Origin of the sequence: Brachybacterium vulturis (assembly GCF_043641765.1) — a bacterium.
GTDB lineage: Bacteria > Actinomycetota > Actinomycetes > Actinomycetales > Dermabacteraceae > Brachybacterium > Brachybacterium vulturis_A.
Genome location: NZ_JBHZRO010000006.1, coordinates 65,822 through 79,019, shown reverse-complemented (window position 1 = coordinate 79,019; position 13,198 = coordinate 65,822). Strand labels below are relative to the sequence as shown.

Sequence of the window (13,198 nt, the reverse complement as noted above, 5' to 3'; positions counted from 1 at the left end):
CCAGAGTACCCGCGGACGCCGGTGCCGATACCCTGACGCCATGGACCTCACTCTGCTGCTGCTGAGCATCACCACGGTGGTCATCGCCGTGATCACCATCGTGCTGCTCGTCCTGGTGCTGTGCCATCTGGGCCGCCACCGTCGCGAGCTCGCCGCCCTGAAGGCGGCCACCGCCGGGCTCGAGGTCGATGCCCGCGCCTCCGAGACATCCGGGGACACCACGGAGGAATCGACGGCCGCCGACGACTCCCTGCGCAGGGTCGCCGTGGTGCTGAACCCCTCGAAGTTCGAGGAGACCGACACCTTCCGCCGGAAGATCACCGATGCGGTCGCGCAGATCGAGGGGGCCGAGGTCGTCTTCTACGAGACCACGATCGATGATCCCGGCACGGGGCAGACGCAGCAGGCCGTCGCCGACGGCGCCGATCTGGTGATGGCCGCCGGTGGCGACGGGACCGTGCGCCTGGTCGCCTCGGTGCTGGCCGGCACCGACACCCGCATGGGCATCATCCCCGCCGGTACCGGGAACCTGCTGGCCCGCAACGTCGAGGTCCCGCTGGAGGACCCGACCGCAGCGATGGTCGCCGCGCTGACCGGCACGGACCGCCAGGTGGATGTGGGCTGGCTGCGCGTCGGCGACTCGATCGCCGCCGCCCGCTCCGCGGAGCGGCAGATCTTCCTGGTGATCGCCGGATTCGGGGCCGATGCGGAGATGATCGGGTACACCGATCCCGAGATGAAGAAGCGGATCGGCTGGATCGCCTACATCTTCGGCGGGATCCGCACCGTGCTGGGCCGCTCGGTGGACGTCGTCGTGCAGCTGCCCGACGAGAGCCGCCATGCGCACAAGGCGCGCACCGTGCTGCTGGGCAATGTCGGCAAGCTGCCCGGCGGCTTCGTGCTGATGCCGGATGCGACGATCGACAACGGGAAGCTCGAGGTGGTGGTGGCCGGCTGGCGCGGCGCCGCCGGGTTCAGCCAGGTCGCCGCGCAGGTCGTGAACCCGAAGCTCACCCCGAGGTTCGGTCCGAAGCTCGCGAGCATGGACCGCTACCTGACCACCGGGATCCAGGTCACCACCATGAAGCCGCAGCCGGTGCAGCTGGACGGGGACAGCGATGTCGAGGCCACCCACCTGATCGCCACCGTCGATCCCGGCGTGCTGCGCCTGCGGGTCCCCGAGGCCAAGGGGACCAAGCAGGCCTGATCACGCCACCCGCTCATCGCGCAGCGGCGGGACCACCATGATCGGTCGCCGAGCCCGGTGCAGAGTCGCCCGGGAGACCGAACCGAGCAGGGCGCTGGCGACGGCGCCGCGGCCGTGGGAACCGACCACGACCAGCTGCGCCTCGGGCACCGCGGCGTGGAGGACCTCGCCGGGCGCACCGATCCGGACCTCCCCCGTGATCTCGATGCCGGGCACGTGCTCGGCGATCCGCGCGGCCTCCTCCTGCAGCTCCTCCTCGAGGTCGGCCCGCCGCCCTTCGACGAGATCGGAGAGGTTGCGCGGCTGGAGCCGGAACCAGTATTCGCCGGTGTCGGGCGTCTGCATGGCGGTCACCAGCACCAGGGAGGTGCCGCGGTCGGCCGCTTCCTGCGCCGCGTGCAGAGCGCCACGGCGTCCATGGGCCGACCCGTCGACACCGGCGACCACCGGACCGTCGCTGAGCTCGGCCTCGACCGGGACCATCACCGTGGGGCACCGCGCATGCGCCGGCAGTGCCATCGACACGGACCCCAGCACCCGGCCGAGGAAGCCGCCCCGTCCGCGGGCACCGACGACCATCAGGTGCGCCTTCGCGGAGGCGTCGACGAGGGCTCCGACGGAGTCCCCCTCCATCGCCAGGTACGTGATCTCGCCGTCGTGGTCGGCAAGGCGCGTCGCCGCGTCCTCCAGCACGGCGGCGGCCGCCCGCTTGCCGGCCTCCTCCTCGTTCGAGGGCGGGAGCGAGGCGTAGTTGACGTAGAGCGGCAAGGGGACCTTGTACGCGGTGATGACGGTGAGCGGCGCGCCGCGGCGGGCGGCGACGGCGGCGCCGTAGTCCAGCGCCAGCTCGGAGTTCGGCGAGCCGTCGAACCCGACCACGATGCCGAGATCGCGTGCGGAGACGTCGAAGGGGATCTCGCGCAGCTCAGAAGTACCTTCGGTGTTCATGGCAGTTCCTCTGCGGGGCTCCCGGTGAGGACGACGATGACGCCCCGCCCTCGAGTTCATCCCCGTCGCCTCCCAGCCTACGTCGAACGGGAGGTCAGACCCAGGACAGAGGTCCTCGGGAGATCAGTCCGCGCGGTCGTCCGCCCGCAGCGGCACCACCATGACCGGTCGCCGGGCTCCGTGCAGCATCGCCCGGGAGACCGAGCCGAGCAGGGCGCTGGCCACGCGGCCACGACCGTGGGAGCCGACGACGACCAGCTGCGCCCCGCGCTCCGCATCGTGGAGCACGGCAGCGGCCGCCCCTCTGTGGACCTCACCGGTGACCTCGATGCCGGGTACGCGCTCCAGGATCCACGCGATCTCCTCCTGCAGGCGGTCCTGGAGCACGGCCCGGTGCTCCTCGACGAGCTCCGCGGCATCGCCGGGGGGCAGCGGGAACCAGTACTCGCCGCTGCCCGGCGTCTGCATGGCGGTCACCAGCACCAGGGAGGTGCCGCGCTCGCGGGCCTCCTGCGCCGCGTGCAGCGCGGCACGACGACCGTGCTGCGAGCCATCGGCACCGACCACCACCGGACCATCGCCGGGTTCCGACTCGGCGGGGACCACCACCACGGGGCACTGCGCATACGCGGGCAGCGCCATCGACACCGACCCCAGCACCCGGCCGAGGAAGCCGCCCCGCCCGCGGGCGCCGACGACCATCAGCTGTGCCGACGCGGAGACGTCGGCGAGGGCTCCGACGGAATCCCCCTCGATGGCCTGGTAGGAGACCGTTCCGGGGTGCTCCGTCAGCCGTGCCGCTGCCCCCTCCAGCACCGCCTCGGCCTGCTCTTTCCGTGCCACGTCCTCGGGGTCCGGCGGCAGCTCGTCGTTGGTGGGGTATCCCGGGATCGTGGGCCGGTAGGTGATCACGACGGTGAGCGGGCTGCCCCGGCGCGCGGCGACGGCGGCACCGTGGTCCAGCGCCAGCTCGGAGTTCGGTGAGCCGTCGAAGCCGACCACGATGCCGAGATCGCGCGCGGCGGGGTCGTCAGGGGTCGGGTGGTGCTCCGGTCGAGCAGCGGTGTGCATGACTGATCCTCCGCGGGGCTGCCGGCACGGACGACGGTGGCGCCCCGCTGTCGAGGCCACCTCGTCACCTCGTACTCTAGATCGACCTCTGCCGCCGTGTCCGGCACAGGTCCCGTCGATCAGTCCTTCAGCCTCCCGCTGCGGGCCAGCTCCGGATCGGTGCAGGAGGCGAGGTCGAAGCAGCAGGGGCGTCGCTTCCCGCTGCGCATCTTGTCGATCGTCACCTCGACGCGGCGGGCGCGGGTGTCGGGGTTCCGGGTCGCGCCGACCCAGCGCACCCATTCCCAGCGGGCCATGGGGGTGATCGACGCCCAGGTCGAGGCCAGGTCGTCGGCGTCCTCGAGGGCGGCGCCCAGATCGCTCGGGATCTCGGGCTCGGGCCAGGCCCTGGTCGGCGTGAGCGTGAACTCGATGGCGGTGCCCTCCTCGAGGCCGAGCTCGTCCCGCAGCGCGTCGTCGACGCGCAGCCAGTGACCCTTGCGCCCGTCGGGCTCGACGACGGTGGTGCGCTCGTGGTCGTTCAGCACGGCCTCGACGGCGACCTGGCCGCGGGAGGGCAGCGCGGCACTGGCCTCCTCCGGCAGCGGGATGATGAGCCGCTCGTCGATCGCCCGGACAGCGGTGCTGCCGTGGACGGGGGTGGTGGTCTTCGCTGTCATCGGTGCTCTCCCTCAGATCTCGGTGCTCGGGTCGGACGGGGTGATCATCTCCGTCAGTCGCTGCATCCATGCGTGGGCGTCGTCATAGGCGTGGTCGGCGAAGTCCTCGCGGACCTCGGCGCGCCGACCGTCGACCCGGGGGTAGGAGCCGAGGTAGTGCACCACCGGGCAGAGCCGATGCAGCGCCCGCAGCGCGGCGGCGACACGGCGATCCTCGATGTGGCCCTCGATGTCGAGGGAGAAGGAGTATCGGCCCAGGAAGTCGCCGATGGGGCGGGACTCGATCCGGGACATGTTCACGCCGTTGGACGTGAGGATCTCGAGCGCCTCGAGCAGCGCACCGGAGCGGTCGTGCGGCAGCTGCAGGACGAGGGTGGACTTGTCCGCGCCGGTGCGGGCCGGGATCCGTCCCTCGCGGGTGACCAGCACGAAGCGGGTGGTCGCGCCCTCGTAGTCCTCGATGCCCTCGGCGAGGACCGCGAGGCCGAAGTGCTCGGCGGCGAGCGGGGAGCAGACCGCTGCCCGGCCTCGTGCTGCGCCCGCCTCGGCGGCGGCGAGGTCCCGGGCGGCGGCCGCGGTCGAGGAGGCGGCGGCGATGTGCGCGCCGGGCACCTGCTCCCGCAGCCAGCCCTGGACCTGCGCCTGGGCGTGCGGGTGGGAGGAGACGCTGGTCAGCTGGTCCAGCGCGGTGTCCTCCCGGGCTGCGAGCACGAAGGTGATCTGCACGGTCTGCTCGGCGACGATGGTGATGGAGTCCGTCGCGGCGAGGACGTCGAGCGTGCCGGAGACCCCACCCTCGACGGAGTTCTCGATCGGGGCCATGAGGGCGTCGATGTCGCCGGCCCGCAGATCGGCGGCAGCGGTGGCGACGGAGGAGAAGGGCACCAGCTCCGCGGCGGCGGCGAACTCCTCGGGCATGACCGCGAGCGCCTGCAGGAGTGCCTGGTGGGTGAAGGTGGTCTCGGGACCGAGGAATCCGTACCGCATGCGGAAAGGGTAGCGCTCAGGCGCGGGGGCGAGGTCCTGCGCCGATCCGGTAGCGGCGCTTGCCCGCACGGATGTCCTCGAGCTCGAGGGCGGCGGAGGCGATCCCCTGGCGCCTGGCCGGGACCGCACCGAATAACCGATGTGGCCGCCCTGCGCGAGCAGGAAGGCGCTCAGCCGGTGCCGGATCGCGATGAATGCGCGCATCTCCCCGGCGCGGCGGATGCCGCGCGACATCAGCACGTGGTGGCATGGCAGGTCGTCTCAGAACGGCGGGTCGATGTCCCAGGACGCGCGCCGGAGGTCGTCCTCATCGAGGCAAGCCTCCTCGACGGCGGTCTCGACCGGTCCCCATTCCCGGTAGATCCGATCCACCTCCCCGCGGCGTTCCATCTCCTCCATCATGCAGAGCCACTGGTAGTGCTCCCAGGATTCCCACATGGCGGTGGCGAGACGGGGCGTGGCGAGGTCAGGGCGTGGTGACACCCTCGTGGTGACCAGGGGTGGGGAGCCGATGGTCCAGGTGGTGGAACTGTCGGGTTCTCGGACGGGGTCCACGCGCCCGGCGGTCTTGAGGTCGTGATGCCCCCAGTGCAATCGGTGGAGGTTGTCGAGACTGGTGGGGCCCCCACGTTCCGGGTGAGCGTGGTCGAACTCCTCGATGTGGTCGTTCTCCGCGTCATCGGTGGTGCCCTTCGTGCAGCCGGGGACGGCGCAGCGAGGGGTGGTCAGCCGCAGGTGCTCGACCATCTCGGGAGTGGGACGGTAGCGCTGGGCCGGGAGCGGGAGGAAGGCGCCGGTGGCCGGATCGGTGAAGACCCGGTGCCAGACGGGCTCGGTCTCGGCGAGCTGGCGGGCCATCGCGGCGGGCAACGGGGTCACACCGTCATAGGTGGCGGGGGTGTCGTCCAGCCCCATCATCGTCAGGACGGGGACGACCACGTTGATGCGGTGGCGGGGGGCGGGCACCTCGACCCCGGCGGTGTCCAGCAGGGTGCGGTGGATGATCGCGTAGCGCAGGGCGGCCAGGGTCATGGCGCGGCCGTCCCGGGCGACGTCCCCGTCGAGGTCGAAGGGGATCGGCGCCCCGTCCGCGAGGGCATGGCGCTGCTCGGCCCGGACCGCTTTCGCCGCGGCGTCGATGCGACGGGTGAGGGCGAGGATCTCGGGGATGGGGCCGGTGATGCAGAGGCGGGCCACGCCGTCGTCGCGTCCGCTGGACTCGACGGTGACGTCACGGGAGTGCTCCGGGCAGTGGCGCGGCGCCTCCCTCTCGAACCAGGAGACCAGCTGCCGCAGCTCGTCCTGGAATCGATCGGCGGGAATGGAGGCGAGATCCCAGGCGGCGATGAATTCATCCGCCTGCGAGCGCTGGAACAACGTGAGGTCGCGGACGGACCGCAGCATCTTCTGATGCCATTGTGCGGGCATGTCACCGGCGGCGAGGCGCTCGAAGGTCCGCGGCATCTCGACGACAGCGATATGCGCGTCACGGATCCGGCAGGAGGCCCGGGCCGTGGTGGTGCGCAGGGCGATCGCGATCGCGAGGCTCCGCTCTTCGCGGTCCTCCGAGAGGTCCGGGTCCTCGTGGTCGATCCAGAACGGGGCGAGGTCCAGCAGGTGCCGGGCATGGCGCCGGGACTCCTCGCGCTCGGTCTCCATCATCCGGGTGATCGCGGCGGCGTCGGCGCCGCCGGCCTCGAGCCTCCCCCGTGCGATCAGCGACTCCGGCGACAGCGGTGAGCGCGCCCGGACCCGGGAGGAGGGAGCCGCGGCGCCGGAGCGGCCGGCAGGATGCGGCTGGGTCACGGTCATCGTCTCCACCTCCTCGTCGGGCGCTCCATCACGTCCGGTGCTCCATCGTGAAATGCGCGACCCGGAGATACTCCGCCCCTGAGAGATCGAATCGCAATTCTTTTCGATGCTCCCATTTTATCCCGCGCCCACCATCGAGAACAAGACATGACAGCAGATGGGGATGAATCTGTGGATAACTCGACGTGGGGAGGAATGGTCACATCCATCCACCACGTCGTACACCATCAATTCACATTTTGCGCAGGCCCTTGACGACGCAGATCGATCCTGATTCAGCGCTCGCGCAGCTCGAGGATCCAGCGCTCCACGCGTCGTGCCGCATCCGCCGGATGTCGTTCCGTCTCGTGCGTCGCCCGTGCGCCGATGCTCCGGGCGAGGGCGTGCGAGGCATCGTTCGTCGGCGCGATGCGCAGCACGAGCCGAGAGATCCGCGCATCCTCCCGCGCACGGGCGACCAGGGCCGCCACCAGCTCGCGGCCATGCCCCCTGCCCCGGTGCGCGGCCAGGATCCAGTAGGTCAGCGCCGCCTCGCCGCGCTGGAGACCCGGGTCCAGGAGATTCAGGCCGCCACCGCCGAGGAGGATGCCCGCGCCGCGGTCCGCAGTGTCACCGTCACCCGTCGTGCCGCCCGCAGCGTCAGCCTCCCTCTCCCACGTCGCCGCGAACTCCTGGATCGGCCCGTCGGCCCGCCAGCGCGCCGCGCGCGCGAGGAAGGCGTCGAGGCTCGCGCGGCTCCACCGCTCCCCCGCGATCTCGTCGGCGAGCTCGGCGTCCTGCCCCGCGAGGATGCCCGAGGCATGCTGCGGGCCCAGACGCTCGAGGCAGATCATGCGGGCAGGCGCGTCCCCATGACGACCTTCTCCGGTGAGTGCCCGCCCACCCGGTCCCCGGTGTCGGTTCCGAGGGCCTCGTGCACCATGTCCGCCCGCCATTGGCCACTCACCCCTACGTATCCCCAGGCGAAGCCGAGCAGCTCATCGTCCTGCTCCGCCGCGATCAGGCGGAAGTCCGCACGCCCGCGGTGCTGCTCGCAGAACCGGGTGCGCCCGCCCTCCTCGTCCGCGACGGGCTCGACGACGCTCGGCCACGGGGCGAGGATCCGGTCGCGGTACGGCGGCGCGGAGGCGGCGTCGTGCTGCGACGGTCGCACCCTCACGCCGCTCCCCCGCCGTTCTCCCCCGCGAGGGCCGCGCGCACCGAGGCGAGAATCTCCACGTCGCGGGCACCGCGGGCACGGGCGGCGACGATCGGGGCCGCGAACAGCGCCACCAATCCCGCGTCCGTCGGGCCGCCGCCCTCGCGCTCGGCGGTCGCCGCGAGCTTGCGCGCCTCCATCACCGCTCCCTGGGCGATGGTCGTGCCGGCGCCGCGACGGGTGACGATGATCTGCGACTCCTCGAGGAGCTTGTAGGCACGGGCCACGGTGTTGGCGGCGAGGCCGAGGTCGGAGGCGCGGGTGCGGATCGGGGGAAGCCGGTCCCCCGGCTTCAGCTCGCCGGTGCGGACCTGCTCGAGGATCTCGCGGCGCACCTGCTCGTAGGGAGGCTGTGGAGAGGACATGGCGACCACGATAGAGCGTGTGGGAGGGGTGGAGGATCTGCGCAGGCCGCAGACCGCGTCCGCCCTTCCCCGTAGCATCGGGGCGTGCCTCAGGATCTCCTCGTCTCCGCGCCCCGCCGGTTGCTGCTCGGGCTGCTGCTGGGAGTGCTGCTGCTGGGGCTCTCGGTCGCCGCTCCCAGTCCGTCGGCCTCCGCCGACGGTCCCGAAGGAACCGCCGGCGCCGACGCCCCCGTGCGTCTGGTGATCGCGACCGCCGGGCTCACCTGGGAGGACCTCGACCCCGCGACCACCCCGCACCTGCAGTGCCTGGCGGACCGCTCCGGGGCCGGCGCCATGAACACCACCTCCACGTCCGTGGTCTCCACGAAGCGGCAGGGCCTGGAGACCCTGCACACCGGGTATCGGGGCCTGGCGGAGGAGGCGCCGCGCACCAGCGGCATCCCCGTCCCGGCGACGGACCAGTGGGAGCAGCTCGATGTGCCGGTGAGCACGGTCGGGCTGGACGGGCGTGGCGCACCCTCCGGGACCGCCTCCGCCGACATCGCCGCCGCCCTCGGTGCCGGGGACCTCGTCGAGGTCATCGCCCCGTCCCTCCCCCGGGCTGGCGATCCCGCCCGCGAGCAGTCATTGACCGCCCTGGACGCGACCGTCGGCGCGATCCTCGACGAGCTCGGCGGCTGCGAGGCCGCGGAGCTTCCGCGCACCCTGCTGGTCTCCGTCGCGGCCACCGATCCCGAGCATCCGGAGTCCGTCGAGAATCCGGGCGCGGTCGCCTCGCGCACGGCCGGGCTGCAGGTCGCCCTCGACACGGGCTTCCCCGGACAGGCGCTCACCAGCGGCTCCACCAAGCAGACCGGGGTGGTGGTGCTCACCGATGTGCTGCCCACGATCCTCGCCTCCCACGGCGCGAGCCCCGAGGGGCTGGTCCCCGGCCAGCCGTTCCGCGGCACCGAGCACGCCGATCCGCTGCAGCTGGCGCTGGACCGCTCGCAGGCCGCGGAGCAGGTCGATGCCGCCACCGTCCCCGCGCTCGGGTCCTGGTTCGTGCTCGGCGTGATCGGGATCGTGATCGTGCTGGTCCCGCCGCTGGCGCGGCGGCCACGGCTCGCCGTCCTCGGCCGTGCTCTCGCGGCGATCGCGCCGCTGCCGCTGGCCGTGGGGCTGTTCGCCTCCCTGGTGCCCTGGTGGCGGGCGGAGCACCCGACCCTCGCGCTGACCGGCGTGATCTGGACGGGCGGTGCGCTGCTGTCGGTGCTGGTGCTGGCCGGTCCCTGGCGGCACCATCGGCTGGGTCCGGTGGGTGTCTCGGCGGCGCTGGTCGCGCTGCTGATCCTCGGGGAGGCCGCGACCGGCTCCCGGTTCCAGCTGTCCTCGCCGCTGGGGGCGCAGCCGATCTCCGGCGGGCGCTTCTACGGACTCTCGAACCACCTGTTCGGGATGGTGCTGGCGGCATCGCTGATGGCGCTGCTGTGTCTGTTCACGGTGGTGCGCACCGCGCGCGCGAGGACGGTGTGGACGGTGGTCGTCGGCGGTCTGGTCGCGATCGTGTGCGTCGCCCCGTCGATGGGCGCGGACTTCGGCTCGATGCTGGCCACGGTCCCCACCTTCGGGCTGCTGGCACTGCTGGTCTCCGGGATCCGACCGCGGCTGTGGCACCTGCTGGCCCTCGGGGTGGGCGGCGCGGCCGCGGTGCTCGGGGTGTCGTTCCTGGACTGGCTGCGACCGGCGGAGGAGCGCACGCATCTGGGGCGCTTCATCGATGAGCTGCTCAGCGGTGAGCTGCTCGACGTGGTCATCCGCAAGCTCGCTCAGAACGTGGCGATGACCACCGGCTATCCCGCGCTCGCGGTGGTCATGCTGTGCGCGGTGGTCGCCTCGGTCGCGATCCTGATCCCGGGCCGGCTCCGCTGGCGGCGCCTGGCGGCGCTGGATGCCGCGCACCCCGCCTCCTACCCGGTGCGGGTGGCGCTGGTGGCCGGGGCGTGGATCGGCTACGCGGTCAACGACACCGGACCGGTGCTGATCGCGGCGATGCTCGGGATCTGGCTGTGCCACCTGCCCGCCGTGCTGCCCGACCCCGCCGCACCTGCCCCGGGTCCCGCGTCCCGGGCACCGACGACCTGAGCGTTCCCCCGGACCTACCGCGGCATCCGGCCCAGGAACCGGTGCGGATCCAGGGCGGGGCGGCGCGACGTCTGCAGCCGACGGCGGAAGGACTCGTCGATGCTGCCGACGTACAACCAGCCCAGCAGCTGCTCCGTCTCGGCGAGCCCGTGCGCGGCGCGGACCTCGTCGCTGTCCGCCAGCACGCCGGTGCGCCACATGACGCCCCATCCCGCCTGCCACAGCGCCAGCTCGAGCAGATGGCCCGCGCCCGCGGCCACCGCGAGCTGCTCCCAGCGCGGCACCTTCGGGTGCTCCGTCGGGCTCGCGACGATCGCGATCAGGAGTTCGGCGCGGAAGGGCTTGCGGTTGTGGTCCCCGTGCTCGCGCACCACGCCCCCGGCCGCATCCAGTGCCTCGCCCAGGGTCGTGCGGTCCTCGCCGCGCAGCAGGAGGAGCCTCCAGGGACGCAGCGCCTTGTGATCGGCCACGGGGGTGACCGCCGCGAGGAGCTCGGCCAGCTCCGCATCGCTCGGCGTCTCGGGCCCCACCTTGGAGACCGAGCGCCGGGTCGCCATCGCCTCGAGGACCGGGTCGGAGAAGAACCTCACTGCTCGGTGCTCCCGGCCTCGTTCTCCGCCTCCACGGCGGCGTGCACGACCAGGGAGGTGTACTCGTCGGGGCTGAGGGGCGTGGGCAGGGAGTCCGGGATCGTGGGCTCGTCCATCTCGAGGTGGGAGGCGATGATCACCGCATGCTCCGGGGCGAAGCGGGACGCGACCGGGGCGTCATGGAGCCGGACGGCGAGCATCTCGAGGTCGATGCCGGCGAGGAAGACGATGTCGTCGGGGGCGAAGTCGTCCTCGACCGGCAGATCGCGCAGCAGCGCGTCGAACGCGGCCACGTCCACATCGCCCAGCGCCCGGGCCTCGTCATCGGAGAACTCGCCCGAGACGGGGAGGTCGGCGAGCGTGGCCCGGCGTCCCTCGGCGCGAGCGGCGGCGGCCTCGACATCCTGCTCGGGGACGACGGTCCAGGTCTTCTCCTGGTCGTGATCGGTGGGCCCGGCGGGCAGCGGGGTCTCCTCCGGCTCCTCGAGGGAGGAGCGCCGAGCCTCGCCGAGAGCGGCGTCCTCGAGCTCCGTGTCCTCGAGGTCCGCGGACAGGTGGCGCTTGCGGGCCAGGGCCCGCACCACGTCGCGCAGCTGGGCGGCGCGGTGCAGCTGACCGCGCAGATCCCTGCCGGTGGCGCGGTGGTGGAGCTCGGCCGGGATCTCCTTGACCCAGAACCCGGCGGTGAGCGCGTCGATCGTCAGCGAGGTCTCCACGCCCCAGCCCGGGGCGAGCGGGAGGCAGGCCTCCCAGGTCTCGCGGGTGATGCAGCGCGTGCCGGACAGCGGCTGGGTCGGCTCCCAGCCGGTGGTGCGCAGGATGCCGCGACGGGCGGTGCGCACCACGATGCCCATCCCGCTCGCACCGTCCTGCGGGGGCAGCAGGGCGATCGCCATGTCCACGCCCTCGTCGAGCACCGCGTCCACCAGCGGCTGCGCGGCCTCGGCGGTGTCGGTCATGTCGGCATCGAGGAACAGCAGGGCACGGGGCATGGTGTCGCTCGGATCGATCACCGGCAGCGGGCCGATATGGCCGGGCTCCCGCGGCTCGGCATGCAGCTCCTCGGAGAAGCCGTTCCCGCCGTCGGCACGTTCGGCGCCCTCGCGGATCGCGACCAGCTGGGCACCGGTGGCCATCGCCGCCGCCTTGCCGCGGTTCGTCTTGTGCCGCACCACCAGAGCACCGGCCCCCATGGCGACGGCGGAGGTCGCGTCGGTGGAGCCGTCGTCGACGACGACCGCCAGGTCCACCCCGGTGATCCGGCGGGCGGACGCGATGGTCGCCTCGATCCGCTCCGCCTCGTTCTTGGCGGGGATCACGACGGCCACGCGCTCGGGACGGTGCGCGGTCAGCGGCCCCGCGGCGCTCATCGCAGCGTCACCTGTCGTGCCACGATGCCGCCGCGCGCCCGTCGCTCCAGCGCGGTCAGCGGCTCGGTCACGGCCAGCGCCTCCTGGAAACGGGACCGGAAGGCCGCCGCCTCGGCCTCGACGCCACCTGCGCCGTACCCCTTGGGGAGGTCCCACACCGGGATGGTGAGGCCCTCGGCGCGGAAGGAGCCGACGTACTTGGTGCCCTCGCCGATGGCGGACTCACGGCGGGCGTGGAGGCGGGTGACCGCATCGATCACCTTCTCCTCGTCGGCGTCCAGCACCCAACGCAGGTGCTCCTTGGCGCCGGCGTCGACCCAGTAGGCGTGGGGCAGGCCCTGCACCGCACGGGTGGGCATGATCGAGTCGTTGGCCTGCGAGATCGCGGCCTCGATCTCGCCGGTGCGCTCGGCGCTGGGGTCGAGCCAGAACTCGAAGGTGTCCTGGACCTGGATCTCGAAGGAGCCCTCGAGGTCGAGGATGTCCTGCAGGCGCGGGGCGTCCTCGTCGAGGGTCACCGTGGTGATCGGGTTGCCGGGCTCGAGAGCGGCGGCGAGCCTGATCGCCTGGCCGATCCCGCGGGAGAGGTCGCCTCCGGGGTAGCCGGCCTGGATGCCGACGGTAACGGACCCGTCGGTGCGGCGCACGGCCGGCCAGGCCATCGGCAGGATGGTCGCGATCTGGACGTCGAGGGAGCCGTACTCGGCGGTGGTCTTCGCGGCCATGGTCGCCGCCGGGATCAGCTGGCGCATCGCCACCAGGTCCTGCTCGTGGGGCAGTCCCTGGAAGGGGCGGCGGACCAGGTCGTTGCTCGAGGTGGAACTCATGGTGGCAAGTCTACCGACCCGGAGGCACGCTCCGCCGGAC

13 protein-coding genes are annotated in these 13,198 nt (G+C 72.5%); 2 read left to right on the top strand and 11 right to left on the bottom strand.

The annotated features are described in order from the left end of the window. The first annotated feature begins 40 nt into the window (after nucleotides 1–40). Nucleotides 41–1,207 carry a diacylglycerol/lipid kinase family protein gene (locus tag ACHUEU_RS06300; RefSeq protein WP_394215058.1) on the top strand — a complete coding sequence of 389 codons (1,167 nt, stop codon included), beginning with the start codon at nucleotides 41–43 and terminating at the stop codon, nucleotides 1,205–1,207. Here ACHUEU_RS06300 and ACHUEU_RS06295 read toward each other — a convergent pair whose 3' ends face one another. The 8 genes from ACHUEU_RS06295 to ACHUEU_RS06260 all read right to left on the bottom strand — a co-directional run bounded on the left by ACHUEU_RS06295 (nucleotide 1,208) and on the right by ACHUEU_RS06260 (nucleotide 8,247). Then, the gene (locus ACHUEU_RS06295) at nucleotides 1,208–2,155 is read right to left on the bottom strand and encodes a universal stress protein (protein WP_394215057.1); all 948 of its coding nucleotides are present in this window, start codon (nucleotides 2,153–2,155) and stop codon (nucleotides 1,208–1,210) included. Nucleotides 2,156–2,278: 123 nt separating this feature from the next. Next, nucleotides 2,279–3,226 (bottom strand): universal stress protein, encoded by a 948-nt coding sequence (locus tag ACHUEU_RS06290; protein ID WP_394215056.1) that lies wholly within the window; start codon nucleotides 3,224–3,226, stop codon nucleotides 2,279–2,281. 119 nt (nucleotides 3,227–3,345) lie between these two features. Beyond that, complete coding sequence (locus ACHUEU_RS06285) at nucleotides 3,346–3,885, bottom strand: YdeI/OmpD-associated family protein (protein ID WP_394215055.1); 540 nt, start codon at nucleotides 3,883–3,885, stop codon at nucleotides 3,346–3,348. A 12-nt stretch (nucleotides 3,886–3,897) separates the two neighbouring features. Then, nucleotides 3,898–4,872 (bottom strand): prephenate dehydratase, encoded by a 975-nt coding sequence (gene pheA / locus ACHUEU_RS06280; protein ID WP_394215054.1) that lies wholly within the window; start codon nucleotides 4,870–4,872, stop codon nucleotides 3,898–3,900. A 261-nt stretch (nucleotides 4,873–5,133) separates the two neighbouring features. Then, nucleotides 5,134–6,684, bottom strand: a complete 1,551-nt coding sequence (locus tag ACHUEU_RS06275) for an HNH endonuclease signature motif containing protein (protein ID WP_394215053.1) — start codon at nucleotides 6,682–6,684, stop codon at nucleotides 5,134–5,136. Between the two features lie 275 nt (nucleotides 6,685–6,959). Next, nucleotides 6,960–7,517, bottom strand: a complete 558-nt coding sequence (locus ACHUEU_RS06270) for a GNAT family N-acetyltransferase (protein WP_394215052.1) — start codon at nucleotides 7,515–7,517, stop codon at nucleotides 6,960–6,962. Then, nucleotides 7,514–7,843 carry a hypothetical protein gene (locus tag ACHUEU_RS06265; RefSeq protein ID WP_394215051.1) on the bottom strand — a complete coding sequence of 110 codons (330 nt, stop codon included), beginning with the start codon at nucleotides 7,841–7,843 and terminating at the stop codon, nucleotides 7,514–7,516. Before ACHUEU_RS06265 ends, ACHUEU_RS06270 begins: the two co-directional genes overlap by 4 nt. Further along, entirely contained in the window at nucleotides 7,840–8,247 is a 408-nt protein-coding gene (locus ACHUEU_RS06260; protein WP_394215050.1) for a GntR family transcriptional regulator, read from the bottom strand. The genes ACHUEU_RS06265 and ACHUEU_RS06260 overlap by 4 nt, the downstream gene beginning before the upstream one ends. Nucleotides 8,248–8,331: 84 nt before the next feature. Here ACHUEU_RS06260 and ACHUEU_RS06255 point away from each other — a divergent pair, with 84 nt between their 5' ends. After that, nucleotides 8,332–10,371 (top strand): hypothetical protein, encoded by a 2,040-nt coding sequence (locus tag ACHUEU_RS06255; RefSeq protein ID WP_394215049.1) that lies wholly within the window; start codon nucleotides 8,332–8,334, stop codon nucleotides 10,369–10,371. A 14-nt stretch (nucleotides 10,372–10,385) separates the two neighbouring features. Here the strand turns inward: ACHUEU_RS06255 and ACHUEU_RS06250 are convergent, their stop codons facing one another. From ACHUEU_RS06250 to ACHUEU_RS06240, 3 genes are read right to left on the bottom strand one after another with little or no spacing between them, the layout of a single operon-like run. Beyond that, on the bottom strand, nucleotides 10,386–10,961 hold the full coding sequence (locus ACHUEU_RS06250) for a nitroreductase family protein (protein ID WP_394215048.1): 576 nt from the start codon (nucleotides 10,959–10,961) through the stop codon (nucleotides 10,386–10,388). Continuing rightward, complete coding sequence (locus ACHUEU_RS06245; RefSeq protein WP_394215047.1) at nucleotides 10,958–12,331, bottom strand: glycosyltransferase family 2 protein; 1,374 nt, start codon at nucleotides 12,329–12,331, stop codon at nucleotides 10,958–10,960. The genes ACHUEU_RS06250 and ACHUEU_RS06245 overlap by 4 nt, the downstream gene beginning before the upstream one ends. Beyond that, nucleotides 12,328–13,158: a DUF5926 family protein gene (locus tag ACHUEU_RS06240; RefSeq protein WP_394215046.1), complete on the bottom strand. Its 831-nt coding sequence runs from the start codon at nucleotides 13,156–13,158 to the stop codon at nucleotides 12,328–12,330. The genes ACHUEU_RS06245 and ACHUEU_RS06240 overlap by 4 nt, the downstream gene beginning before the upstream one ends. Nucleotides 13,159–13,198 lie beyond the last annotated feature (40 nt).

What these genes read in the sequence shown, in the direction of transcription:
- ACHUEU_RS06300 (WP_394215058.1), top strand. Translation starts at nt 41, where the DNA reads ATGGACCTCACTCTGCTGCTGCTGAGCATCACCACGGTGGTCATCGCC.
- ACHUEU_RS06295 (WP_394215057.1), bottom strand. Translation starts at nt 2,155, where the DNA reads ATGAACACCGAAGGTACTTCTGAGCTGCGCGAGATCCCCTTCGACGTC.
- ACHUEU_RS06290 (WP_394215056.1), bottom strand. Translation starts at nt 3,226, where the DNA reads ATGCACACCGCTGCTCGACCGGAGCACCACCCGACCCCTGACGACCCC.
- ACHUEU_RS06285 (WP_394215055.1), bottom strand. Translation starts at nt 3,885, where the DNA reads ATGACAGCGAAGACCACCACCCCCGTCCACGGCAGCACCGCTGTCCGG.
- pheA (WP_394215054.1), bottom strand. Translation starts at nt 4,872, where the DNA reads ATGCGGTACGGATTCCTCGGTCCCGAGACCACCTTCACCCACCAGGCA.
- ACHUEU_RS06275 (WP_394215053.1), bottom strand. Translation starts at nt 6,684, where the DNA reads ATGACCGTGACCCAGCCGCATCCTGCCGGCCGCTCCGGCGCCGCGGCT.
- ACHUEU_RS06270 (WP_394215052.1), bottom strand. Translation starts at nt 7,517, where the DNA reads ATGATCTGCCTCGAGCGTCTGGGCCCGCAGCATGCCTCGGGCATCCTC.
- ACHUEU_RS06260 (WP_394215050.1), bottom strand. Translation starts at nt 8,247, where the DNA reads ATGTCCTCTCCACAGCCTCCCTACGAGCAGGTGCGCCGCGAGATCCTC.
- ACHUEU_RS06245 (WP_394215047.1), bottom strand. Translation starts at nt 12,331, where the DNA reads ATGAGCGCCGCGGGGCCGCTGACCGCGCACCGTCCCGAGCGCGTGGCC.
- ACHUEU_RS06240 (WP_394215046.1), bottom strand. Translation starts at nt 13,158, where the DNA reads ATGAGTTCCACCTCGAGCAACGACCTGGTCCGCCGCCCCTTCCAGGGA.